At 64.3% G+C, this 22957-nt stretch carries 22 protein-coding genes, 7 pseudogenes and 1 riboswitch; of the genes and pseudogenes, 18 read left to right on the top strand and 11 right to left on the bottom strand.

Features of this window, described 5'->3' with window-relative positions:
• Positions 1–2: 2 nt before the first annotated feature.
• Both G6N08_RS03005 and G6N08_RS03000 read right to left on the bottom strand, forming a co-directional pair.
• Positions 3–230 (bottom strand): hypothetical protein, encoded by a 228-nt coding sequence (locus tag G6N08_RS03005; protein ID WP_163754127.1) that lies wholly within the window; start codon positions 228–230, stop codon positions 3–5.
• Positions 227–1441, bottom strand: coding sequence for a YeeE/YedE thiosulfate transporter family protein (locus tag G6N08_RS03000; protein ID WP_163754124.1), 1215 nt, complete (start codon positions 1439–1441; stop codon positions 227–229). The genes G6N08_RS03005 and G6N08_RS03000 overlap by 4 nt, the downstream gene beginning before the upstream one ends.
• 227 nt (positions 1442–1668) lie before the next feature.
• Here G6N08_RS03000 and ctaD point away from each other — a divergent pair, with 227 nt between their 5' ends.
• The 4 genes and pseudogenes from ctaD to G6N08_RS20980 all read left to right on the top strand — a co-directional run bounded on the left by ctaD (position 1669) and on the right by G6N08_RS20980 (position 5887).
• On the top strand, positions 1669–3411 hold the full coding sequence (ctaD, locus tag G6N08_RS02995; RefSeq protein ID WP_163754121.1) for an aa3-type cytochrome oxidase subunit I: 1743 nt from the start codon (positions 1669–1671) through the stop codon (positions 3409–3411).
• A gap of 60 nt (positions 3412–3471) precedes the next feature.
• Positions 3472–4197 (top strand): peroxiredoxin, encoded by a 726-nt coding sequence (locus G6N08_RS02990; protein ID WP_246216585.1) that lies wholly within the window; start codon positions 3472–3474, stop codon positions 4195–4197.
• 150 nt (positions 4198–4347) lie between these two features.
• Positions 4348–5226: pseudogene (locus G6N08_RS20985) on the top strand (glycoside hydrolase domain-containing protein); the annotation flags it as partial.
• Positions 5222–5887 carry a glycoside hydrolase domain-containing protein gene (locus G6N08_RS20980; protein WP_281352725.1) on the top strand — a complete coding sequence of 222 codons (666 nt, stop codon included), beginning with the start codon at positions 5222–5224 and terminating at the stop codon, positions 5885–5887. The pseudogene G6N08_RS20985 and the gene G6N08_RS20980, both read left to right, overlap by 5 nt.
• Positions 5888–6230: 343 nt before the next feature.
• Here G6N08_RS20980 and G6N08_RS02980 read toward each other — a convergent pair whose 3' ends face one another.
• Positions 6231–7823 (bottom strand): serine/threonine-protein kinase, encoded by a 1593-nt coding sequence (locus G6N08_RS02980; RefSeq protein WP_163754119.1) that lies wholly within the window; start codon positions 7821–7823, stop codon positions 6231–6233.
• A gap of 79 nt (positions 7824–7902) precedes the next feature.
• Here G6N08_RS02980 and G6N08_RS02975 point away from each other — a divergent pair.
• Both G6N08_RS02975 and G6N08_RS02970 read left to right on the top strand, forming a co-directional pair.
• Positions 7903–8154, top strand: a pseudogene (locus tag G6N08_RS02975) (type II toxin-antitoxin system VapB family antitoxin); the annotation flags it as partial.
• Positions 8151–8482 (top strand): annotated as a pseudogene (locus G6N08_RS02970) (type II toxin-antitoxin system PemK/MazF family toxin). The pseudogenes G6N08_RS02975 and G6N08_RS02970, both read left to right, overlap by 4 nt.
• Positions 8483–8561: 79 nt before the next feature.
• Here G6N08_RS02970 and G6N08_RS02965 read toward each other — a convergent pair.
• The 5 genes from G6N08_RS02965 to G6N08_RS02945 form a co-directional block, all read right to left on the bottom strand.
• Positions 8562–8729 carry a hypothetical protein gene (locus G6N08_RS02965; protein ID WP_163753144.1) on the bottom strand — a complete coding sequence of 56 codons (168 nt, stop codon included), beginning with the start codon at positions 8727–8729 and terminating at the stop codon, positions 8562–8564.
• 4 nt (positions 8730–8733) lie between these two features.
• Entirely contained in the window at positions 8734–9105 is a 372-nt protein-coding gene (locus G6N08_RS02960) for a type II toxin-antitoxin system VapC family toxin (protein WP_163754113.1), read from the bottom strand.
• Positions 9102–9296 carry a type II toxin-antitoxin system VapB family antitoxin gene (locus tag G6N08_RS02955; protein WP_163754111.1) on the bottom strand — a complete coding sequence of 65 codons (195 nt, stop codon included), beginning with the start codon at positions 9294–9296 and terminating at the stop codon, positions 9102–9104. The genes G6N08_RS02960 and G6N08_RS02955 overlap by 4 nt, the downstream gene beginning before the upstream one ends.
• A 206-nt stretch (positions 9297–9502) precedes the next feature.
• The gene (locus tag G6N08_RS02950) at positions 9503–9916 is read right to left on the bottom strand and encodes a type II toxin-antitoxin system VapC family toxin (RefSeq protein ID WP_163754107.1); all 414 of its coding nucleotides are present in this window, start codon (positions 9914–9916) and stop codon (positions 9503–9505) included.
• Entirely contained in the window at positions 9909–10163 is a 255-nt protein-coding gene (locus G6N08_RS02945; protein WP_163754104.1) for a type II toxin-antitoxin system Phd/YefM family antitoxin, read from the bottom strand. Before G6N08_RS02945 ends, G6N08_RS02950 begins: the two co-directional genes overlap by 8 nt.
• Positions 10164–10304: 141 nt before the next feature.
• On the opposite strand from G6N08_RS02945, the pseudogene G6N08_RS02940 reads away from it, so the two are divergent.
• From G6N08_RS02940 to vapC, 6 genes and pseudogenes are all read left to right on the top strand, one after another.
• Positions 10305–10544, top strand: a pseudogene (locus G6N08_RS02940) (type II toxin-antitoxin system antitoxin MazE5); the annotation flags it as partial.
• 124 nt (positions 10545–10668) lie between these two features.
• Entirely contained in the window at positions 10669–10929 is a 261-nt protein-coding gene (locus tag G6N08_RS02935) for a type II toxin-antitoxin system Phd/YefM family antitoxin (protein WP_163754098.1), read from the top strand.
• Positions 10926–11333: a type II toxin-antitoxin system VapC family toxin gene (locus G6N08_RS02930; protein WP_163754095.1), complete on the top strand. Its 408-nt coding sequence runs from the start codon at positions 10926–10928 to the stop codon at positions 11331–11333. The genes G6N08_RS02935 and G6N08_RS02930 overlap by 4 nt, the downstream gene beginning before the upstream one ends.
• 47 nt (positions 11334–11380) lie before the next feature.
• Positions 11381–11684, top strand: a pseudogene (locus G6N08_RS20485) (glycoside hydrolase domain-containing protein); the annotation flags it as partial.
• A 413-nt stretch (positions 11685–12097) separates the two neighbouring features.
• The gene (locus tag G6N08_RS02920) at positions 12098–12295 is read left to right on the top strand and encodes a type II toxin-antitoxin system VapB family antitoxin (protein WP_163754092.1); all 198 of its coding nucleotides are present in this window, start codon (positions 12098–12100) and stop codon (positions 12293–12295) included.
• Positions 12292–12690 (top strand): type II toxin-antitoxin system VapC family toxin, encoded by a 399-nt coding sequence (vapC, locus tag G6N08_RS02915; protein WP_163754089.1) that lies wholly within the window; start codon positions 12292–12294, stop codon positions 12688–12690. Before G6N08_RS02920 ends, vapC begins: the two co-directional genes overlap by 4 nt.
• Positions 12691–12826: 136 nt before the next feature.
• Here the strand turns inward: vapC and G6N08_RS20480 are convergent.
• A pseudogene (locus G6N08_RS20480) lies at positions 12827–12959 on the bottom strand (AraC family transcriptional regulator); the annotation flags it as partial.
• A 78-nt stretch (positions 12960–13037) separates the two neighbouring features.
• On the opposite strand from G6N08_RS20480, the pseudogene G6N08_RS02905 reads away from it, so the two are divergent.
• The 4 genes and pseudogenes from G6N08_RS02905 to G6N08_RS02890 all read left to right on the top strand — a co-directional run.
• Positions 13038–13639 (top strand): annotated as a pseudogene (locus G6N08_RS02905) (SDR family NAD(P)-dependent oxidoreductase); the annotation flags it as partial.
• Between the two features lie 257 nt (positions 13640–13896).
• Positions 13897–14172, top strand: a complete 276-nt coding sequence (locus tag G6N08_RS02900; protein WP_048892820.1) for a type II toxin-antitoxin system Phd/YefM family antitoxin — start codon at positions 13897–13899, stop codon at positions 14170–14172.
• Positions 14169–14426 carry a Txe/YoeB family addiction module toxin gene (locus G6N08_RS02895; protein WP_163754084.1) on the top strand — a complete coding sequence of 86 codons (258 nt, stop codon included), beginning with the start codon at positions 14169–14171 and terminating at the stop codon, positions 14424–14426. Before G6N08_RS02900 ends, G6N08_RS02895 begins: the two co-directional genes overlap by 4 nt.
• Positions 14427–15469: 1043 nt before the next feature.
• Complete coding sequence (locus tag G6N08_RS02890) at positions 15470–16933, top strand: ADP-ribosylglycohydrolase family protein (RefSeq protein ID WP_163754081.1); 1464 nt, start codon at positions 15470–15472, stop codon at positions 16931–16933.
• A gap of 189 nt (positions 16934–17122) precedes the next feature.
• Here the strand turns inward: G6N08_RS02890 and G6N08_RS02885 are convergent, their stop codons facing one another.
• Together G6N08_RS02885 and G6N08_RS02880 are read right to left on the bottom strand one after the other, a co-directional pair.
• A complete protein-coding gene (locus G6N08_RS02885; RefSeq protein ID WP_163754079.1) occupies positions 17123–17281 on the bottom strand; it encodes a hypothetical protein in 159 nt (52 codons plus the stop codon).
• Positions 17282–17404: 123 nt separating this feature from the next.
• Positions 17405–17821 (bottom strand): hypothetical protein, encoded by a 417-nt coding sequence (locus G6N08_RS02880; protein ID WP_163754076.1) that lies wholly within the window; start codon positions 17819–17821, stop codon positions 17405–17407.
• A 248-nt stretch (positions 17822–18069) separates the two neighbouring features.
• Between G6N08_RS02880 and G6N08_RS02875 the strand changes: the two genes are divergently transcribed.
• On the top strand, positions 18070–18336 hold the full coding sequence (locus tag G6N08_RS02875) for a type II toxin-antitoxin system VapB family antitoxin (RefSeq protein WP_308494705.1): 267 nt from the start codon (positions 18070–18072) through the stop codon (positions 18334–18336).
• Positions 18337–18779: 443 nt separating this feature from the next.
• Positions 18780–18891: riboswitch (SAM riboswitch) on the top strand.
• A 954-nt stretch (positions 18892–19845) separates the two neighbouring features.
• Positions 19846–22944 (top strand): DEAD/DEAH box helicase, encoded by a 3099-nt coding sequence (locus G6N08_RS02870; RefSeq protein WP_163754073.1) that lies wholly within the window; start codon positions 19846–19848, stop codon positions 22942–22944.
• Positions 22945–22957: the final 13 nt, after the last annotated feature.

The following is a 22957-nucleotide window of genomic DNA, read 5'->3' as shown; positions in this document are numbered from 1 at the left end:
GATCATCTCCCTTCGGTTGTCGACCGGCTTCGGCGCCCGTCTGAGGTACCCGACCGGTAGTAGACCGTGACGTAGCCGAGGAGCCCGGCCGGAATCAGGGCTGGAATCAGCACCTCAGCCAGCGTCAGCGGAGTCGACGCGCGGTTGTGGGTCACCAATCCTGCTACCAGACACGTCGCTGCCGCACCGCACATGACGACGACCAGTAGCCGTATCTCCTGTTTTGTCATCCGGACACCTTGACGCTGGCGTTCCCATAGACGATGCGAGCGGTCCCAATCATCGCGATGAAGACGGCGATCGCGAACACCCAGGCGCTGACGGCCATCTGCACTCCCCCGCTGAGGATATGCCCACTGGTACAGCCGTCCGCCATCCGGGCACCGAACATCAGGAGGAAAAAACCAGCGAAGCTGCCCACAGCTCGCTTTGATTGACTCGGCCCGAACCGGTTACGCCACGACGGCGGGATGACCGGTCTGAAATTCTGAAAATACCGACTCACAAACAGGGCTGAGATCAAGGCGCCCAGAAAAGTTCCGATATCCGAAAAAGGCTCCCAGCCGATCTCCCGGAACACTAATTTACTGTACGCGAAATCAGAAAGAAATAAATGACCCGCGAACCACGAATATGTCGTCGATTCGCCAAAAATTTGATGCAGGAAAATCGCCAATGTTATCACGATGCCGACGAAAATATTGGTCCCCAGTTTTACCCGCGAATAAAAATTACTCGTAGGAACATCGGCAACTATGTTCTGCAGCCAGCCGGATGTCGGCTGGCCCAAACCGCCTTCCGCCAAGTATGTCGCCGTATCCGCCGTCCATTCCCGATCCTGCTGATTGGTTTTCCCCCGCAGCATTTGAGTCACAAAGTTAGTGCCACCACGATAACGCGGCAGCAATGCCGCCACGGCGAGAAGGGCGATGGCGTAGGCAATCGCGACGAGCAACGTGAACGCCGGACGAATCTGGTGGATCGACCCGGAAACAACGAGATCGCCGTAATCGGCTGTGTGCACTAGCCAATCGCCGAGTCCGGTTTGATATAAGACTGTCCAGGCCGCGGCACCGAGGAGGCCGCCGGGAAAGGCATAGAACGCATCCTGTCGTCCTTCTCCAAGAGCCATCAATTCAGACCCCGGCACATACCCGGAAATAGCCATTCCAGCACCGAAGAGAAGTCCACCGATGACCACACCGACAACATATATCGGCTTCGGTGAAAAATGCATTGAGAACCCCAGAGCGTACAGGCCATAGACGCTCACCGCACCAATAGCGCACACGATGGCGATGCAACCCACCACCAGTCGGTCCTGCCAACGCGCCAGCCGGATCAGGGTCTCGGGGTTTCCGATGCCCCACAGCTCGCCGATGCCGCCAAAGAGCATCCCGACAACCAGACCAACCCATAACGGAGCGGTGACTGCGATCATCGGTTCGCCGGCCCCCACCACGATCGGCCAATCATCAGCCGGCTGCGTCCTTGCGGTGCGTTGCGGGCTCGACCGATCTCATCAGACGCCACACCGTCCTCCGGGCGACTCCATTTCACCGACGAAACGACTCCCTCGCATAATACCCCCCGAGGTATTAGGGTAGAAACGATCGATCTCGGGTTTGAGGTTCCCCGACGTCGGGAACGTCTGACGATGGAGGGGTTATGACTGCAGAAGCGCCGCCTGCTACCGAGCTGCAAGCGCGCCGTCCATTTCCGGCCCGATTGGGCCCCAAGGGCGCGTTGATCTACAAGCTGATCACCACCACCGACCACAAGATGATCGGCATCATGTATGTGGTCACCTGCATGAGCCTTTTTTTCATCGGCGGTCTGATGGCGCTGCTGATGCGCACCGAGTTGGCAGCACCCGGTTTGCAGTTTTTGTCCAATGAGCAGTACAACCAGCTGTTCACCATGCACGGCACCATCATGCTGCTGCTGTATGCCACCCCGATCGTGTTCGGCTTCGCCAACCTGGTGCTGCCGCTGCAAATCGGCGCCCCGGATGTGGCGTTTCCCCGGCTGAACGCGTTGTCGTTCTGGTTGTTTTTGTTTGGCGCTTTGATCGCACTCGCGGGTTTCATCACCCCCGGCGGGGCGGCCGATTTCGGCTGGACCGCCTACACCCCGCTGTCCGACGCCGTCCACAACCCGGGTGCTGGCGCCGACCTGTGGGTCATGGGTCTGATTGTGGCCGGTTTGGGCACCATCCTGGGCGCGGTCAACATGATCACCACCGTGGTGTGCATGCGCGCACCCGGGATGACGATGTTTCGGATGCCGATTTTTACTTGGGACATCTTGGTGACCTCGATCATCGTGCTCATCGCTTTCCCGGTGCTGACCGCCGCGCTGTTCGCGCTGGCCTACGACCGCCATCTCGGGGGGCATATCTACGACCCGGCCAACGGCGGTCCGATCCTCTGGCAGCACCTGTTCTGGTTTTTCGGCCACCCCGAGGTCTACATCGTGGCGCTGCCGTTCTTCGGGGTCGTCACCGAGATCTTCCCGGTATTTAGCCGCAAACCCGTCTTCGGCTACACCACCCTGGTCTATGCCACCCTGGGCATCGCCGGGCTGTCGATCACGGTGTGGGCGCATCACATGTTCGCCACGGGCGCGGTGCTGCTGTCGTTTTTCAGCTTGACCTCGTATCTGATTGCGGTGCCGACCGGAATGAAGTTCTTCAACTGGGCTGGCACCATGTGGAAGGGCCAGCTGACCTTCGAAACACCGATGCTGTGGGCGTTCGGTTTTTTGGTCACCTTCCTGCTCGGCGGGCTCTCCGGGGTGCTGTTGGCCAGCCCGCCGCTGGACTTTCACGTCACCGACAGCTATTTCGTGGTCGCGCATTTCCACTACACGCTGTTCGGCACCATCGTGTTCTCCACCTTCGCCGGGATCTATTTCTGGTTTCCGAAGATGACCGGACGGCTGCTGGACGAGCGGCTGGGCAAACTGCATTTCTGGTTGACGCTGATCGGGTTTAACACCACGTTTTTGGTGCAGCACTGGCTCGGTGACATGGGCATGCCACGCCGCTACGCCGACTATCTGCCCAGCGACGGCTTCCAGCCGCTTAACGTGGTCTCCACAATCGGGGCGTTCATCCTGGGGGCGTCGATGCTGCCGTTCGTGTGGAACGTGTTCACAAGCTGGCGCTACGGCGAACCGGTCACCGTCGACGACCCGTGGGGCTACGGCAACTCCCTGGAGTGGGCGACCACCTGCCCACCCCCGCGGCACAACTTCTACGAACTGCCCAGAATCCGCTCCGAGCGCCCGGCGTTCGAGCTGCACTACCCCCACATGATCCCCCGGTTACGCGCCGAAGCCCATATCGGTCGTCGCAACAGACGCTCCGATGCTGACGAGCGAGCCCCGGAACTCAGCGCGAAACACTAAAGAAACACTAAAATTGTCATACCTGCTGTGTTTTCCCAAGACTGGAAAGGATAGTTCGCCATGACCACCACCGCCGAGGGATCGGGCGCCACCACAACTATGCCGCGTATCGGTGACCCGGCTCCGGAATTCACTGCAGTCACCACCCAGGGTAAGATCCATTTTCCCGCAGACTATAAAGGTAAGTGGGTGATCTTTTTCTCGCACCCGGGAGATTTCACCCCGGTCTGCACCTCAGAATTTGTGACTTTTGCCTCGATGCAGCAACAATTGGCGGCTTACAACACAGAGCTATTGGGCCTCTCAGTCGATGGGATCGCCAGCCACCTCGCCTGGCTTCAGCAGATCAAAGACAAGATCACCTTCCGTGATCACAAGAATGTCGATGTCACTTTTCCGGTGATCGACGATGCGTCTCAGCAGGTCGCGCGGAAATACGGGATGATCATGCCGGGCGAGGATTCCACCAAAGCGGTGCGAGCGGTTTTTTTCATTGACCCCAAAGGAGTCATCCGCGCAATCATCTATTATCCGCTGATTCTCGGGCGCAACTCCGCAGAGTTGCTGCGTGTCATCAAGGCTTTGCAGACCACCGATCATTTCGGCGTCGCCACTCCGGCAGATTGGCAACCCGGCGATCCCGTCATCTTGCCCATTCCCGAAAACATGACCGGCATGAAAGAGCGACAAGAAACCCTCGCCGAGGGCATGACGTGCCAGGACTGGTACTTTTGCACTAAGGAAATACCCGCCGAGGAGGTTGAATCCGCCATCCGGGCCAAGTAGCGGTCGCTCGGGTCGGTGCGACCCAAGCCGTCTCTAAGGGCTGACCCGTTGTGGGCCCAAAGCTCAAACGGCTAATCCCCGATCCGAGCACGTCGCAACTTCGGTCTAGCCTCCTGCCGGTGCGGGTCGAAACGCCCACGCGCGTGGCGGGTGTGCAGTAAGGGATGGGTGGAGTTTGCGCCCGGCTCGGTGCTCGAGGTGCGTACCGCGTTGTCTTCCGTGAGTGTGGACGGGGCGCGAGCCAACCTGGCCGCCGAGGGTGGTGCGGGTTTCGACGCGGTGCGCGCCGCCGCATCGAGCGCGTGGCACGCCGCGCTGTCGCGCAGTCGGGTGGCAGCTGCCCGTGGCGACCAGGTGAAGACGTTCTACACCGCCCTGTATCATTCGCGGTTGCATCCCAACACGTTTCACGACGCCGACGGCGCCTATCTGGGGTTCGACGGTGTGGTGCACACGGTGGCGCGCGGGCACACCCAGTACGCGAACTTCTCCGATTGGGACACCTACCGTTGCCTGGCCGCCCTGCAGGCGCTGCTATTTCCGCAACGGGCCAGCGATATGGCCCAGTCGCTGGTCAACGACGCTGAGCAAAGCGGGTCGTTGCGGCGGTGGGCGCTGACCAATGCGGCGAGCGGGGAAATGACCGAAGACAGCGTGGTTCCGCTGATCGTCAACCTGTACACATTCGGGGCCAAGGACTTTGATGTCAAGCGGGCGCTGTATTACATGTTGAAGGCGGCGAGCGACGGCGGTGGCGAGCGGGGCGGCTATGTGCAGCGGCCGGGGATCACCACCTGTCTGGAGCATGGTTATGCGCCGCAGACCGTGCCGTTTCGCGGTGATCACGGCATCGACGGCGCCTCGATCACGCTGGAGTGGTCGGTTGATGATTTCGCGATCTTTCGATTCGTCGACGCGTTGGGTGAGCCTGTGATTGCAGCCGAATTCCACAGTAGGGCGCAGTATTGGCGGAACGTGTTCAACCCCCCTGACCGGTTACATCACGCCCCGCAGCGCCGAGGAGATGTTCGTGCTATGGCCAAGATCCAGCGGGCCCACTTCGGATTTGGGGAAGGACGGATTCGACGAGGGCACCGCCGCGCAGTACACCTGGATGGTGCCGCAGAACATCGCCGGCCTGGTGGGCGCCCTCGGTGGACGCGACGCGGCGGCCGAGCGGCTGGACCGCTTCGCCACGCAGCTCAACGCCGGCCCGGACGAGCCGTATCTGTGGCTCGGCAACGAACCAGGCTTCGCGGTGCCGTGGCTGTACAACTATCTAGGTCAACCGTGGAAGACGCAGGAGACGGTGGCCCGGGTGCGCAGCGAACTGTTCGGGCCGACACCGGTCGGCGAGCCCGGTAACGATGACCTGGGTGCGCTGTCGAGCTGGTACGTGTGGGCCGCGCTCGGCATGTACCCGGTCACCCCGGGAACGCCGATCCTCACCGTGAACACACCACTTTTGATCGCATCCGAATCGCCCTTCCCGCAGGCAGATTCATCCGGATCTCCGCCCCGGGGGCATCCGGGATCGACGGCCGGCCCACCGATCAGACGTTTCTTCCGGAGTCAATCATCCGCACCGGTGGCGACCTCACGTTCACACTCTCCGCCGTCCCCGGCAAGCTCTGGGGTACTGCCGAGTCCTCCGCGCCAACGTCGTTCGGCAGGGGCAACTCGGCCCTGACCATCAACGTCTCGCCGGCGATCGTCGCGATCGCGCCCGGATCCGCGCGTACCGTGACCGTCAATGTGCAACGGATGATCGACGGCAGTGCCGACTACGCCATCACCGGCAGCTCCTACAGCAGCGGGGCCATCGCGGTGGCACCGGTGTCCGGACGATTCGCCGCCGACGGATCAGCCAGCCAGAGCGCCACGATCACGGCGGCGAAATCCGTGCTCGACGGGTACTACCCGGTCGTTCTCACCACAACGGCCGGCGAGGGCGCCAGGACCTTTACGCTCATCGTCGCAGTCGGCCGGGCCGGGCTTGAGTGAATGGGTGAGTGTGCCCGGCGATTCTGCGGTCAGTTGTACGCGGTGCTGCCCGCCACCGGGTGCGTTGCGCTGATCAGCTTGGCGATGCAGTGGTCGCGGTCAAAACCGTGGCTTCTGCACCACGCCAGCGCACCCGACGCGTCGGGGTAGGTGATGCCGACGACGGTGACCCAATAATCCGGCGCGGAGAATGTCGACCAGTCGCCCGACCACAGCAGTCGGACATCGCGATACTGCTCGCGCAGGTCAAGATGCTCCTGCAGGATCATTGCGTTATTCCACACCACGCCCTCGTCGACGACCCCCGGGCGCTTGGAACTGAGTTGCGGCACCCAATGATCGGCAAGTTCGGCGGCGACAAAGGGGCGGTCCGAGCGCGCGCGTTGGCGCAGCCGTTGCAGAGCGGCCGCCTCGGGATCCGCCGGCGGCGACTCGGGGGTGGACGTGGGCGCTGTTGGCGCCGAAGGCATTTCGGTGGTGGTGGCGGGTTCAGGAGCGGCGGAAAACGGCTGGGTGGGGTAGGCGATCGTGGGTGCAGCGCTGGGTTCGGGTCCGGACTTTTGGTTGGCGAGAAGACCGATGACGACACCAACGCCACCCAAGAGCAGCGCCGAGGCAACTGCGACAACGATCAATAGCGTTCGCGTCCCCGAGCCGCCGCGCATCGCCCCGGCAGGCGCGGCAACCGTGGGAGCCGTTGCAGGACCGCCTGGTTGCGCGCCGAACCATCCAGGACCCACATTGCCGGGGGCCGGCATCGTATCGGTCTGAGACGGCGTGTGTCCGTTTCCTTTCAGTGCGCGTTGGGCGGCGCGCCCCAGCGCGCCCGCGCTGCCGTAGCGGTCGTCGGGTTCTTTGGCCATGCCGCGGGCAATGACGTCGTCGAACGACGCAGGCACCAGCGGGTTGATGACGCTGGGGCGCGGCGGCGGCGAGGTGATGTGCGCCGCCATGGCCTGCTCGAGGCTGCGACTCGGGAAGGGACTTTGTCCGGTCAGCGCCTGGTGCAGCACGCAGGCCAGCGAATAGACATCGGCCGCGGGCGTGGTCGGCTGGTCGGTGAATCGTTCGGGCGCCATGTAGTCGAGGCTGCCGATGTGGTAGCCGTCCATCGTCAGATGGGTGTCGCCCTTGGCCTCGGCGATACCGAAGTCGACCAGGTAGGCGAAATCGCCCGGTGTGACGATGATGTTTTGCGGCTTGACGTCGCGATGAATCAGTCCCTCGGCGTGCGCCGCGTCCAACGCCGAGGCGACCTGGTTGATGATGGCCGCTGCGCGCTCGGGTTCCAGCGGCCCTTTCTTGAGCAACTCGTGCAGTGTTTGCCCCTTGGCCAGCCGCATATCGATGTAGAGGTTGCCGTCGATTTCGCCCCAGTCATGGATCGGAATGACGTGTGGCTCTTGTAGAATCGCCGCGGCGTGTGACTCACGCTGAAAGCGCGTGCGGAACCGTTCGTCCTGCGAGTACTGCTCGGCAAGGATTTTCAGGGCAACGGTTCTGCCCTTGTCGGTGTCGTAGGCCTCGTAGACCTCACCCATCCCGCCCCGGCCCAGCAACCGGCACAGGCTGTACTTGCCGAATCTGCGGCCAACCCGCGAACTGGCCGTAGTCACCTGCATCTCCTTCGACAGGAGGCAGTATGCATCGTGGCACCGACATCCGTGCCGGGTTTGCCGCGGCAGCGGGCCGTGGTGTTAGTGGCATACTCATGCCATGAGCCGCATACGGCTCAGCACGACGGTGGATGCCGAACTCCTCGACAGTGCACGGCGCCTGCGGTCGGGAATCACCGACGCCGCCCTCATCGATGAGGCCCTCGCGGCATTGCTCGCTCGCCACCGATCCGCCGAGGTCGACGCCGGCTATACCGCCTATGACAAGCACCCGGTCGAGGAGCCGGATGAGTGGGGCGATCTGGCATCGTGGCGGCGCGCGGCGGGCGCGTCGTGAGCGTGTTGCCCGCTCGCGGGGAGGTGAGGTGGTGTGAGCCGGCCGAGACCGGCCGCCGCCCAGTCGTTGTGCTGTCCCGTGACGCGGCGATCCCTCGGCTCCGGCGTGCCCTCGTCGCGCCGTGCACCACGACCATCCCCGGGGACTCGCCAGCGAGGTCGTCCTGGAACCGGATTCCGACCCGATCCCGCGCCACTGTGCGGTCAACCTGGACTCGGTGGAAAACGTCTCGGTCGCGGTCTTGGTCAGCCGCCTTGGCCGGCTTGCCGACGCCCGGATGCGCGAGATCTGCGCAGCCCTCGAGATCGCGGTCGATTGCGCCGGCTGATCCACAAAGCAGCCGCATTCGGTCATCCTCGCGAAGTCCAGGCCTGGCCCGATTAGGTCGCTGGCACACGTGACTTCAGTCAAAACAGCACTCGCGCCCAATCCAGATCCGTCATCGGCTCGCCGTCGACGACGGCACGCTCAAGACGGAGGGGCAGTTCGCCGAACTCCTCCCACGTCGACAACCCCAGCAAAGGGTGGCGCCCACTGGCTAAGGACCACCCACCGACGCCGTGAGCGGCGTTCACTCGCTTAGGCCGTCGGCTCCGCGCTAAGTCTGAGCTGTGCGGCGACCGTCGCGAGCCGCTTGTCGCCTGTCCACAGGCGGGCTCCTGCGGTTAGGAGCGTCGCGGCCAGTAGGTGCGCATCGACGTAACCGATGCCGAGCCCGAATAGCTGCCGGCTTTCGACCAGGTTCAGCACCTCGGCGTCGGTTGCGGTCTGTGCGTGCGGAAGGTTGTGGAGCAGCCCGAGAATCTCGCTGCGACGAGACAATTGGCCGAGTGCGAGTTCGCCGATGACGCACGGGTGGGTCAGCACGTGTCCGTCCTGCAGGAGGGTGACAAGCTGTGGGTCGCCGACGCGCAGGTGCTTAACCCAAATCGACGTGTCGACGAGGATCACCGTGTTGTCTGCCGTCTCGGGACGGCTTCCAGCGTGGGTTCGCTGCCCGCCAGTTTGGCTAGACGTCGGGCGCTTTCGCGCTCGATCAGTGCTCGCAGGGCCTCACGAACCAACGCGCTCTTTTCGGTGGTTCCCGTCAAGCGCTGCGCTTCTCGGACGAGGTCATCATCCAAGGCGATCGTCGTCCGCATCCCTACCTCCAGGCACGTTTTTCAGCATCGAATGATGACAATATACGTGCTTTGGCGCGCGCCGCAACGCGGCTCGCACCAGTGCCGGACGGTGATTCCAACCCAGTCGAAACACCGCGTCGCGGCACCGCGCGGTGGTGAACACCAACTCCGAGTCGGCGGCTGACAGCGAATTGGCGCTCGCCGAAGTCGCGAGCACGCGGCAATCAGATGCCGACGATGGTCAGTACGCGTTCGAGCCCCTGGAAGTCATCGACGTTGCGTGTGTACAGCGGCAGGTTGGTGGCCACGGCGGTGGCGGCGATCAACAGATCGACGGCTCGGGGACCACGTGCCTTTCGACCCGTCGCGGCGATCGCGGCGTAGACGCGTCCATAGGCCCTCGCCGAGTCGCTGTCAAACGGCAGTGGATCGAAGTTGGCCTCGGCTCGCTGTAGGCGATCCTGACGTCGTGCGCGCTCGCCGGCATCGGCCGTTGCGTGCGGACCGGCGGCGAGTTCAGCCATAGTAAGGGCGCTGATGGCCAGTTCCCTGGGGAGCTGCTCGGCGTCGAGGTGATCCAGATCGATCACGACCGAGGTGTCGATGAGTCCCCGCGCCGCACGCGCAGCCTCAGCCACGAGGCGCGATCTCCTGGCTGGCTGCCCGATCGAGATCTTGTCGGAACCGGTCGAAGTCCACCCGCGGAGCGCCCCTGAACGCGGCGACAGCCGCTTCGGCGGCGACGAATCGATGCCGGCGCAGCGGGCACAGCTCGCCGACCGGGACGCCGTTCCTGGTCACGACGAACGACTCGCCTTGATCAAGCTGGCGCATGATCTCGCCGCTGTTATTACGCAGCTCCCGCTGGGTGATCTGCTTGGCCACAACGCTACTGTAGCACCAGTGCTACAGGTCGAACATCTCAGCCGCCTCCGGATCGGCGTCGAGTGGATCGCTGCGTCGCTGTAACCAACACAGTTTCCGCCGGATCAGCGGGTCACCCCGTGTGGCTGGGCCACCGTCGATGGCATGAATCGCATACGGCTGAGCACGACTGTGGACGCTGAACTCCTCAGCAGTGCGCGGCACGTGCGGGCGGGAAGCACCGACGCCGCCCTCATTGACGAAGCCCTTGCGGTATTGCTGGCTCGGCACCGCTCCGCCGAGTTCGACGCCGGCTACGCCACCGATGACGAGCATCCGGCTGAAGAGCCCGACGAGTGGGGCGACCTGGCATCGTGGCCTCGGGCGGCGGGTGCGACGTGAGTGCCCTGCCGGTTCGCGGCGAAGTGTGCTGACCGCGATTGGCCGGTGAAGCGCTGGAGAGTGATCGGACGTGGCGGGGGAGCGAGGGCGCCAGCGAATGCTACGCAAGTGCTACACTTGTAGCATGACGGAGGTGGCGTCCCGGGACCTGCGCAACGATACGGCAGGAGTGCTGCGCCGCGTCCAAGCCGGCGAAGACATCACCATCACTGTCAAGGGCCGGCCCGTCGCAGTGCTCAGCGCGGCTCGGCCATCGGGGCGGCGCTGGTTGACCAAAACCGAGTTCCTGCAGCGATTACCTCGTGCACAAGCCGATCCGGGTTTGCGCGACGACCTCGCGGCGCTGGCCGGTGACACCACCGACGATCTTGGCCCTCTCCGATGAGCGAGACGCCCGCAGCGGGGGTGCTCGACACGTCGGTGTTCATTGCCACCGAAACGGGTCGTCAACTCGAGGAGCGATTGATCCCCGCCGAGGTGGCCACGACTGTGGTCACCCTCGCCGAACTCACCGCCGGCGTGCTGGCCGCCGGCACGACTGATATTCGAGCGCAACGGCTCGCGACCCTGCAGCTTGTTGCCGACATGGAAACACTGCCCGTCGACGATGAAGCGGCGCGGATGTGGGCGCGGCTGCGCATCCACCTGGCCGAAACTGGCAGGCGAGTCCGGATCAACGATCTGTGGATCGCCGCCGTCGCTGCGTCACGGGCGCTGCCGGTCATCACCCGGGACGACGACTTTGCCGCCCTCGACGGCGCGGCCGGTCTCACGATCATCAAGGTCTAGCCTCCTGCCGGTGCGGCTCGAAACGCCCACGCGCGTGGCGGGTGTGCAGTAAGGGATGGGTGGAGTTTGCGCCCGGCTCGGTGCTCGAGGTGCGTACCGCGTTGTCTTCCGTGAGTGTGGAGGGGGCGCGAGCCAACCTGGCCGCCGAGGGTGGTGCGGGTTTCGACGCGGTGCGCGCCGCCGCATCGAGCGCGTGGCACGCCGCGCTGTCGCGCAGTCGGGGCGGGTGCCCGTGGCGACCAGGTGAAGACGTTCTACACCGCGCTGTTGCATTCGCTGTTGCATCCCAACACGTTTCACGACGCCGACGGCCGCTATCTGGGGTTCGACGGCACACCGCGTTCGATCGCACCGAAATCGCGCTTCCCGCAGGGACATCCATCAGGGTCTTCGCGCCGGGCGCGTCGAACGGTCTGACGTACATCAATGGGCTCAGCGTCGACGGCAAGCCTATCGATCAGACGTTTCTTCCGGAGTCGATCCTGCGCGCCGGCGGCGACCTGATGTTGTCGCTCTCCGCCACCCCGCCACGGGGTGGGGCACAGCCGTGTCGTCCGCGCCGCCATCGTTCAATCCGGTGAGCTCATCGTGGTAACCACGCACGGCACCGGTGATCTCGCGGCGACCCGAGCCCACATCAGCCACATCGGTCACACCAGCCACCGCGCGGGAGTAAGGGCCGGCTCCCAACTCGCTATCACATACGACATCACGCAGGTCTCGGCGACCGGAAGGTACACACAACATGGTGTAAGTTAATGTGTATGCGGACGAACATCGACATCGACGACGACGCCTTGCGCGAAGCGCAGCGCCTGGTCGGCACCCGGACGAAGCGCGACACGGTGAACCTGGCGCTGCGTGAACTCGTCGCCCGGCATCGCCAGATCGGCATTCTCGATCTGCGCGGGAAGGTGCACTGGGAGGGCAACCTGGCCGAGAGTCGTCGCGGCCGCTCGTGATCGTCGTTGACACGAGTGTGTGGATCGACGTCCTGAACGACACCCCCACACCGCAGGCCCAGCGTTGTGTCGAGCTTATTGAATCCGGAGAACCTATCGCGCTCACCGACATCGTCCTCACCGAAATCCTGCAAGGGCTGCGGTCGGATCGGGAGGCGGCGCTGGTGGAGCGGCATCTGCGCGCTTTCCCGATCCTTCGCCTGCAGAATCTTGATGATTTCGTCCTCGCGGCCACGCTGTATCGCGCGGCGCGGCGCGCCGGCGTCACCGTCCGTAAGACTCTCGACTGTTTGATCGCCGCTCCCTGCGTGCGCACCGGTGCCCCACTGTTGCACGCCGACGAGGACTTTGACCGCCTCGCCACCTGCACACCGCTTCGGATCTGGACCGGCTGACGGCGGCGCGCACTTTTCCCGAACGTCGTCGTGCCGTCTTCCAGTGAAAAACCTTGCCCGCGTTCATGGTTGCTCGCGCCATGGGAAAGCTTGCGTGTGTCATGTCTCGAGGCACCCGGGTAGACACGTCGCTCAGCCCGCTCGCCCGGCACCCCCGCAGTGTCTTTGCGAACCAGCGTCGACACGAACGGTTGAGCGCGCTCTGCTCGGTGTAGCCGAGCAGGCCGGCGATCTGGCTGATGCAATCCCGGTTCGGTGAGGTAACGGACGCAGGAATTTTGCTGAAGTTGGGGCGGGAGCTCGAGGCAGACATCATTGTCACGGCGGCCGGTCTGAACTTGTAGATGCTGGGCGCGCAGGTGAAGTCGGGCCGGCTCAACGTCGCCGCGCGGGCGGCGGTGTTGGCGTACGCCGACGACGTCGTCGCGCACTTCGGCCAGGTTCATCAGGTGTACAACAACGCCGGGCTCGCGTACCACGGCGAGGTCGAGAAGTCGGAGTTCAAGGACATCGAGCGGATCATGGACGTTGACTTTTGGGGCGTGGTCAACGGCACCAAAGCGTTTCTGCCGCATGTGATCGCGTCGGGTGACGGGCACATCGTCAACATCTCGCGCCTGTTCGGGCTGATCGCGGTGCGGGGCCAGAGCGCGTACCACGCGGCGAAGTTCGCGGTGCGGGGCTTCACAGAGGCGCTGCGCCAGCACATGCTGGTTGCGTTGCGGAGTTCTCCGACACGTATCTGGCAATGCATTCGCCGGAGATGGCGGCGCAGACGATCGTCGAGGGCGTCGGCAAGGGCCGCGCCCGCGTGGTGATCGGCTGGGAGGCCAAGGCCCTCGATGTGCTGGCGCGGGTCGGCGGCTCGTCGTATCAGTGCGTGATCGCCGCGGCGGTGGCGCGTTTCTTCCCATGGGCCAACAAGCGCGCCCGTCACGAAGAACGCTGAACGGCAGGCCAGGGAACTAAGTGCCGGGGAATTTGTTTGTGGCAGGGCAGCGGACGGGGGCTTAGGGCAATTCGAGATACCAGCGCGGCACCCGGTGCAGTACACCTGTGCGACAGGGGCTTTCAGCATGCCGTGGGTAGCCGGCTGACCTGTCTCGTATCTGTCGTACGCGGTTGCAGCCGTCTGGAACACATCTGTACAATTGATTCGTACCACTGCAGTACAGAATCATCGTACAACATTATGGAGTGTCCGACGTGAGCATCAGCGCAAGTGAAGCCCGCCAACGCCTGTTTCCTCTGCTGGAGCAAGTCAACACCGATCACGAGCCCGTGCGCATCACCTCCCGGGCCGGTGACGCGGTGCTGATGTCGGCCGACGACTACGACTCGTGGCAAGAGACGGTGTATCTGTTGCGCTCACCAGAAAACGCCCGGCGGTTGATGGAAGCCGTCGCCCGCGACAAATCCGGACACCCGGTACACAGCACATCGATAAACGAGCTGAGGGAGATGGCCGGCGGCCAGCAGTGAGAAGCATCTGCTTCGACCCGGACGCTTGGGAGGACTTCCTGTTCTGGCTGGCCTCCGACCGTAAAACCGCCCGCCGCATCGTCCGCCTCATCGCCGAGATCCAACAGGATCCGTTCACCGGGATCGGCAAACCCGAACCGCTGAAAGGAGAACTGTCCGGATACTGGTCGCGCCGCATCGATGACCAACACCGGCTGGTGTACCGGGCAGACGACAAGGAAGTCAAAGTGCTCAAGGCGCGATACCACTACTAACTGTTCCGCTGCGATTGATTGTCCTTACCGCTACCCGACTGCCGCTGGGTTGATCAGCGGCGGTGAGTGGTCCGAGACACCGGCCGCGTCGCAGCTCGCTCGGTCTCGTCAGCGCCGTCACGGCAATCATTCCCGGGGTGCCCCGGCCCTCTTCGAGATCGATGAGGCAGTAGTACAGAACCGCCTCGTCGCAGTGTCGGCTGTGTGGTTGCCAGCGCTTCGGCTGCCCACCCGGCCGGCGATCGCACCCAGGTCTTTACCCGCCGCCGCGGCGCGACGTACACCGCCGCGGCGTTGCACTGCCACGACGAGGCAGCGATCTCGGGGGAGCGGCAGCCGCGGTCAGTTCGCCGCTGATCTTCTCGCATTGGCCGCCCAGCTGGTGGAGTCCGGTGGCCAGCACGTGCAACGGCTACCGACAAATCGTGCGTGCGCTGAGAGCTCGGGCGTCGGGGCCGCCAACCTCGTAAGGGAGTGTGCCGGTCAGGTGAGCGCGCACCGAACGGCGGGGCGCGTGGGCGGGGCTCGGGGGCGCCGTCATCTCGTACCACAGGCCGTGTGTCGCTGGTGGTTATTGCGGCGGCGTGGTGAGGGCATTGGCATTGATGTATCACCGGATCTGCCCGTTATCGATGGGGCAAGTCGGTGTACGTCACCCGGTCGGCTGCAGCGTCTATCGGCCGGCCGACGAACACCGACCGCGGCCACTTCGAATGTGTCAGAGTGAAGTGATCGACGCTTGTACGATTGGACCGACATCGGCGATCTGGTTGGCCAACCCCACGCTCGTGGGTGGCTTGGATGGCGAAGCGGGCCGACATCGGCGTGAAGGCCGTGGCTGTTCATGAGGATGGGTGTATCGAAACCGAAAGTAATAACCTGGAACTGGCGCTGTGGCATCACGACCCGGGCCGGCTTTGGTCAGTGGTGGGGGCTCGTGCCCGGTGGAAGCTGAAATGCCCTGCGCGATACCCGGTGGCGACGTCGGCGAACCGCAATTTGGCTATCTCATTTCGATCGACAGCCCGAGGGATGGGTAAGAGATGGAATTAACGACCGCGCAACGTGATCGGGCCTGTGGTGCCCTGCTCGGCACCGCCGCCGGCGATGCTTTGGGCGCAGGCTACGAATTCGCGCGACCGCCTGGACCCGATGAGCCGGTCGAGATGATCGGCGGCGGACTGGGGTCCTTCGAGCCCGGCGAGTGGACCGATGACACGTCGATGGCTATAGCGATCGCCGAGAGCGCCGCCACCGGGGCGGATCTACGTAACGACGCAGCGCTGGATTATGTGGTCGAACGCTGGCATGAATGGGCGCAAACCGCTAAAGACATTGGTGTGCAGACCAGTTCGGTACTTTCCGCCGCCGGGCGACGCGGGATTTCGGCACGAACCGCTCGTGAGGAGGCAAAAGCACTACACGAACGCAGCGGCCGAACCGCAGGCAATGGGTCGCTGATGCGCACAGCGCCAGTGGCGCTGGGCTACCTCGACGACGAGGTCGCACTCATCGAGGCGGCCCGCACAATCAGTGAACTGACGCATTTTGACCCCGACGCCGGCGACGCCTGCGTGCTGTGGTGCTCCGCCATCCGCCACGCCGTCCTGACCGGCACGCTCGATGCGCGGATCGGATTGACCCACTTGGACACTGAACGCCGCCAGCTATGGGCGGCGCGACTGGACGAGGCCGAGAAATTAGAGCCTGCGGCGTTCGCGGCCAACAATGGGTGGGTCGTCGCCGCGCTGCAGGGCGCCTGGTCGGCGATCGTCAAGACGCCTGTCCCGGCGGAGGATCCGGCGTCGGGAGTCTTCGGTGTCGATCATCTGCGGCTGGCGCTTGAGGCCGCGGTGCGCGGCGGCGGGGACACCGACACGGTGGCCGCGATCGCGGGTGGGCTGCTGGGGGCGGCCTACGGCGCCTCGGCGGTGCCGGCGCGCTGGCGGTTAGTGCTGCAGGGCTGGCCCAACATGAGGTGCCGTGGCCTCGTGCAACTCGCTGAACAGATCATTGATCACGGTGGGTCTGACGCTTTCGAGTCGGCGTATGGCGGTTTTCCGGAAACCCGCAAACCAGTTCGGCACCCCCACGACGAGCACGTGTGGATCGGTGGTATCGCAGGGTTGCTGAAGTTGTCCGAGGCCATCGATGCGGTCGTATCGCTGTGCCGGGTCCCCGACGGGCACTTGCCCGCCGGCGCTATACAGCTTGACGTTCGCCTGATCGACCAGGAGGGCGAGAACGCCAACCTCGACTTCGTACTGCTCGACACGGTACGGGCGATCGAGCACCTGCGCGCCGAGGACCGCACGGTGTTTGTCCACGGCGTTCACGCCTACACGCGGACGCCGACCGTGGCCGCGCTCTACGGAGCGCGGAAGCGGCGTATCGATATCGACAGGGCTTTGCGCGACGTGCTAGACGCGCTGCCCGGTGCGAATCCCAATCCCGGTTTCCGCGCGGCGCTGCGCCGCCTGCACCCCGAGCCCGGGGGTGCGTCGTGAGGCCCTCGGCGCGTGCCTCGGCGAGGTGAACCCGTTCGTCGTCACCCGGGTCACGGCGTCCTCCGGCGGTTCGCCGGTGAACCCGAATACGGTGATCGTTTCACAGCCATCCCAGCGGCCATCGGAGTGCGGGCCATTGACCGTGATCCGCGACGGGGCAACGTTACCGCCCTCCACCAGAGCAATCGCTCAACCCGGCGGTACGCCCAAGTCTTTTGGCCAGCCCGGCAACTGCTCAGGGCGAAGCTGAACCAGCCCATCGACGTGGCGGGCCACCACGTTGACCACCGATGAGGCATCCGCTAGCCGACGCTGCTCGGCCGCACACTCCTCGCTCGCGCTAGTCACTGGTCAAGTGCCGTCACCGAGCCTGTCCCCGGTTGCACTGGATCGGGGATGTCCCACTTAAAGATCGGCGGGCGCTCGCATTTGTTATCGGTGAGCACCGGCAGCCATCGCACCGATCCAGCATCAGTCGCGACCGCCATCGCTGAATGCCCTTATTTCCCTCAATTGTTCTTCAACGGCCTGCGCGACATGCCTGCCGTTTACTGTTGATAGCGCAAGCTGTTCACCTTTGGGCGTCAGCTTAAGCCAGAAGCGGTGGGCCCATCTCAGTTGATCATCGTGGTGGGTGACATAGGCGTCGTGAACCCTTTGCATCGACACATCGGGCGGCTCGTCCCAGGCCACAAAGCGGTCGTCTTCGCCTGAGCGTCTGCCGAGTTCGAACAGCCCCTCCTCGATTAAAAAACGCACTACTTCCAGAGTTTCGTTCTGTATTTCTGAAAGGGAGGCCAACGGAAGCTGTTGTCTCACTTTCCAATTGACCGCACTGAGACTTACCAAATCAACAAGACCGTCGAGCAGTATTTCCTCGCGCGCCATATCGCCTACAGTGTTCATACTCTCCTAACCGCTCAGCGTCGACGGCAAGCCTACCGATCAGACGTTTCTTCCGGAGTCGATCCTGCGCGCCGGCGGCGACCTGATGTTGTCGCTCTCCGCCACCTCCACCACGAGGTGGGGCACAGCCGTGTCGTCCGTGCCGCCATCGTTCAATCCGGTGAGCTCATCGTGGTAACCACGCGCGGCAGCGGTGATCTCGCGGCACGACCCGAGCCCACAGCAGCCACATCGGTCACACCAGCCACCGCGCGGGAGTAAGGGCCGGCTCCCAACTCGCTATCACAGGCGATATCACCGGTGCGCGGACCAATATCGACATCGACGACGTCCTACGGGAGGCCCAGCGCCTGGTCGGCACCCGGACGAAGCGCGACACGGTGAATCGTGCGCTGCGCGAACTTGTCGCCCGGCATCGCCAGATCGGCGTACTCGACCTACGGGGCACGGTGCACTGGGACGGCGCTTTGGCGGAGAATCGTCGCGGCCGCTCGTGATCGTCGTTGACACCAGCGTGTGAAACGTTGATGACTGTGTGCTCGCGGCCACGCTGTATCGCATGGCGCGGCGCGCCGGCGTGATTAGAGGAGTTCGACCGGCTCGCTGAGGGCACACGGTTCGGATCTCTACGGGCTGAGCGGACCTCGAGGTCGCACTTGACTGCGCCGCTGAATGGCCAGCCAGCATTGCGGCGCTGGGAGCCGAAATCCTCAGGCGGAAAATCGAAATACCCTTGTTCGCCCTGGGCGTCGGCCACCGCGGGGGTGCTGAACCCGACGGGACAGCACACCCGAAACACCGCCGACGGCGGGCGTTGACGCTGTCCGCATTTTTCAACGGCCGCTGCGGCCAGGGCGCCACGGGCGGTAGGTGACGAAGCCGATGGCGGCGAGTGTGAACCCGGAGCACGTTGTCGGAGCGGTGCGCTAACCTGAATTGGCTTCATGAGACGCCGTCGCCAAGCTCCGACTGGACGGCGCGCCAACCCCACGCTCGTGGGTGGCTCGGATGACGAAGCGGCCGACGCCAACCGGTGCCGGCAAGAGCGCCTCCTGCGGGGGCCCGATCTGTCGGGAGTCTTCATGTCCGCAATTTGGTGGAACCTCTCCGGCACCGACAACCGGTGCCACACCTATGGGGCCGGCCATTGGGTGCACTGGATTCAATACAAATTGTCGGTGCGAAGACCGGGGCCGATAATCCCGGTCATCGCCTCTGTCGCTGACGATGGGGCGCTGCTCCTGCAGGGCGATGGGCTCTTGCTGCAGTGCTGGAATCACCGCCCGGAACTGGTGCGAGCGGCGCTGCTGCGTTGCGTCGGAATCGCGCAGTGGAAGCCCGACTTCCATCTACTCGTCGTGCCGACCGGCGATCTGGTGGACGGGGCAAGCAACGTCTTTAGCCTCGGGGGGATCAAGGAGAAGCGCAAGTGCCGCGTTATCCACGTTACGAATCCTGACCATTTAGTTCCCAGGGCGCCGTCGCCGACGAATGTGCCGCCCTTGCGCCCAGCGAAGGGGTACGCGGCGGGCAGACCTAGGCCCTCGGCGAAGCCACGCGAGTCCGGAAGGCCATAACACATGAAATTGACTGCGGCAGCCGCCCAAGGGCGGCGGCGGCGTGGGTAACTTGCCGCGTCGTGATGCGGCCGAACGTGCCGAATCGGCTCCCGCCGCTAATGGCCCCCTGAATCCCCAACCCCGAGGAGGGGGCCGTCGTCCCCGAACCGGGGGTCGTCGACCGAAGCCGGCACAAAGTCCGACCGCTAATCCGCCTGGTGGGGGAGTATCAACGCCGAAGACGTAAGCGGTCCTTCGGAGGAACGGGTGATTTCGAGCCCGACGGTCGTGGCGCGCTGTCAGGCTAGCGGCGCTCTCGGCAGCCAAAGCAGCCGTGATCGCCCTTCGGTTGGCTGTAGAGCTGTTCACCGACGGCTGCGGCTTCGCCGAAAGCGTTATCGTCCCATTTCGGCTCCCCTTGTCTTACCTATCCGTTAGCCTGCCGGCGTGCAGGAAGGTCTCTACGAGTCACTGCTGACTGAGCGGCTGCACCAGGCGCTGGCCGCGCGTCCTGACCTGCACCCCGAGATCGGCCCGGTTGATGAGGGCGAGCAGCCGTTGACGATTGCCAGGCACTTGATGCCGGTGATTGTACGCGCGCTGCGCGTCGCGGCGACGCCGCAGGCCCGCACCGAGCTGGTGCGCCGAGTGTTGGCCGCGCTCCCTGACCCCGACGCGATGGCTGAGGGGCTGTATCAACGCGAGCCCGGCACCATTGAGCGTCTCGAGCAGATCCAGGCCGCCCACCGGCTGGGTGCGGCCCGGTTACCCCGGCCTGCGACACCGTTATCAGATACGGCGCTATTGACCGCGGCGCACAACGAGCCCACGCTGGCTGCCGAGCTGCGCGCTGAACTGGTCAGCGCCGATCAGGTGGATTTGTTGTGCGCCTTCGTGAAGTGGCAGGGCCTGCGGCTGCTGGAAGACGAACTGCGCGAGCTGCGGGTGCGTGCGGTGCCGCTGCGGGTCATCACCACGACCTATCTGGGGGCCACCGACGCCCGCGCACTCGACGCGTTGGTGCAGGAGTTCGGCGCGCAGGTGCGGGTCAACTACGAAATCGAGCGCACCCGCTTGCACGCCAAGGCGTGGTTGTTGCGGCGCAACACCGGTTTTCACACCGCCTATGTGGGGTCGAGCAACCTGTCGCATGCGGCGTTGGTGGACGGGCTGGAGTGGAACGTGCGGCTCTCGGCGGTTTCGACTCCACATTTGCTGGAGAAGTTCCGGGCGACATTCGAGTCCTATTGGGAAAACCGCGAATTCGAGCCCTACCAACCGTCGGCTGACGGGGAGCGGCTGCGTGCGGCGCTCGACATTGCCGCAGGCGGGCGACAGCGTGACCGGCTCACGGTCACACTATCGGGGCTGGAGGTGCAGCCCAAGGCATTTCAGGCCGAGATGCTCGAAGAGCTCGACGCGGAACGCGTGCTGCATGATCGGCACCGCAACCTGATCGTGGCAGCCACCGGCACAGGCAAGACCGTCATCGCGGCGCTGGACTATCGGCGGCTGGTCCGCGAGGTGCACGGCCGCGACTTGACGTTGCTGTTCGTGGCTCACCGCAAGGAGATCCTCACCCAGGCGCGACGGCTGTATCAGGAGGTGTTGACCGATCCGGCTTTCGGCGAACTGCTGGTCGGCGGGGACCGGCCGACCCGGTGGCGCCACGTGTTCGCCAGCATCCAATCGCTATCGGCCCAACGGCTCGCCACCATCGACCCCAGCCACTTCGACGTGGTGGTGATCGACGAGTTCCACCACGCCGAGGCCGCCACCTATCGGCGGCTGCTCAACCATGTGCAACCCATCGAACTGCTGGGGCTGACCGCAACACCGGAGCGCGGTGACGGCGTCGACGTGCGGGAGTTCTTCGGCGGTCGGGTTGCCGCGGAGCTGCGGCTGTGGGAGGCGCTGGAACAAAACCTGTTGTGCCCGTTTCACTATTTCGGTATTCACGACGGGGTCGATTTGGGCGGATTGCAGTGGAAACGTGGTGGATACGACGTGGCTGCGCTGAGCAGTCTGTATACCGGCAATGACGCGCGTACCCGCATCGTGCTCAAGGAGCTGCGCGACAAGGTGGCTGATGTGGCGGCGATGCGTGCCCTGGGTTTTTGTGTGAGCATCGAGCATGCCCGCTACATGGCGGATCGGTTTGTCGCCGCGGGTGTTCCGGCGCGTGCGATCTCCGCCGAAACTCCGGGCAGCGAACGCCAGTCGGCGCTGACCGCGTTGCGCAACAGGGAAATCAACATCGTGTTCGCCGTCGACCTGTTCAATGAAGGCCTGGACATCCCCGAGGTGGACACGGTGCTGTTTTTGCGCCCGACCGAAAGCGCCACCGTGTTCCTCCAACAACTCGGCCGCGGCCTGCGGTTGACACCGGGCAAAACCGTGCTGACCGCCATGGATTTCGTTGGGAATCAACGCCGCGAGTTCCGGTTCGATCAGCGTTTCCGTGCGTTGACGGGGCTTAGCCGCACGGCTTTGGTCCACCAGCTGCAGCAGGGTTTTCCCTTCCTGCCCTCGGGTAGCCAGATTGTGCTCGACCCGATAGCGCGGGATCTGGTGCTAGAAAACGTCCGCCAGCAAGTCCAGCCGCGCTGGGCGGCGTTGGTCTCGGAGATCCGGGATCATCCCAATAATGACCTCGCCTCCTATCTCGACGCCTCTGGTCGCGGCTTGGAGGATGTGCTGCGCTCGGGTCGCTCATGGACCACGCTGTGCCGCGACGCCGGCAAGCTGCCCGTCCAGCCTGGGCCGCGTGAACGTGAACTGGTCAACCGGGTCCGCGCGCTCGCCCACGTCGATGATCGGCAGCGTCACACCGGCTATCGGGCCATCTTCAATGGTGAGATGTCGGCTCAGAGCCCGACCGAGCAACGGCTGGCCGAGATGCTGTTTTATTCGCTGTTTCCCGACGGTGGCGAATTCACCAGCGCCGCAGACGCGCTGGCCGCGATCGGCGATGAACCGGTGCTCGACGAGATGCGCCAGGTGATCGACATCGCCTTCGACGCGGCGCGGCGCAGCACCCAACCGCTGGGTGAGTTGATCCCGGCACTCAGCGATGTGCCACTGGCGGTGCACGCCAGCTACTCCCGAGAAGAAATCCTCGCCGCCCTTGGTGTGGCATCGCGGCGGCGACCGAGCACCTTTCGGGAAGGTGTGCTGTGGTGCGACGCGATCAACACCGACGCGTTTCTGGTCACGCTGAAAAAGACCGAAACCGACTACTCGCCGACGACGATGTACCGTGACTTCGCGCTCAGCGCAGAGCTTTTCCATTGGGAATCGCAATCGACCACCTCGGCGGCTTCGCCGACCGGGCAGCGCTATATCCACCACCGCGAACGCGGCTCACACATTCTGCTGTTCGTTCGGGAAACCAAGACCAACGCCCTCGGCACCGCCCCGTATGTGTTCCTCGGGCCGGTCCACTACGTCTCCCACGAGGGCGACCGGCCGATGGCGATCACCTGGCGGCTGCAGCGACCGATGCCGACCGAGGTGTTTATGGCCTCGCGTGCCGCGGCGGCGTGAGGTCGTGATTCAG

The sequence above is a fragment of the Mycobacterium botniense genome (assembly GCF_010723305.1).
In the GTDB taxonomy this organism is placed as follows: Bacteria; Actinomycetota; Actinomycetes; order Mycobacteriales; family Mycobacteriaceae; genus Mycobacterium; species Mycobacterium botniense.
The sequence above is the reverse complement of the archived record's forward strand: the minus strand, read 5'-3'. Positions and strand labels throughout refer to the sequence as shown.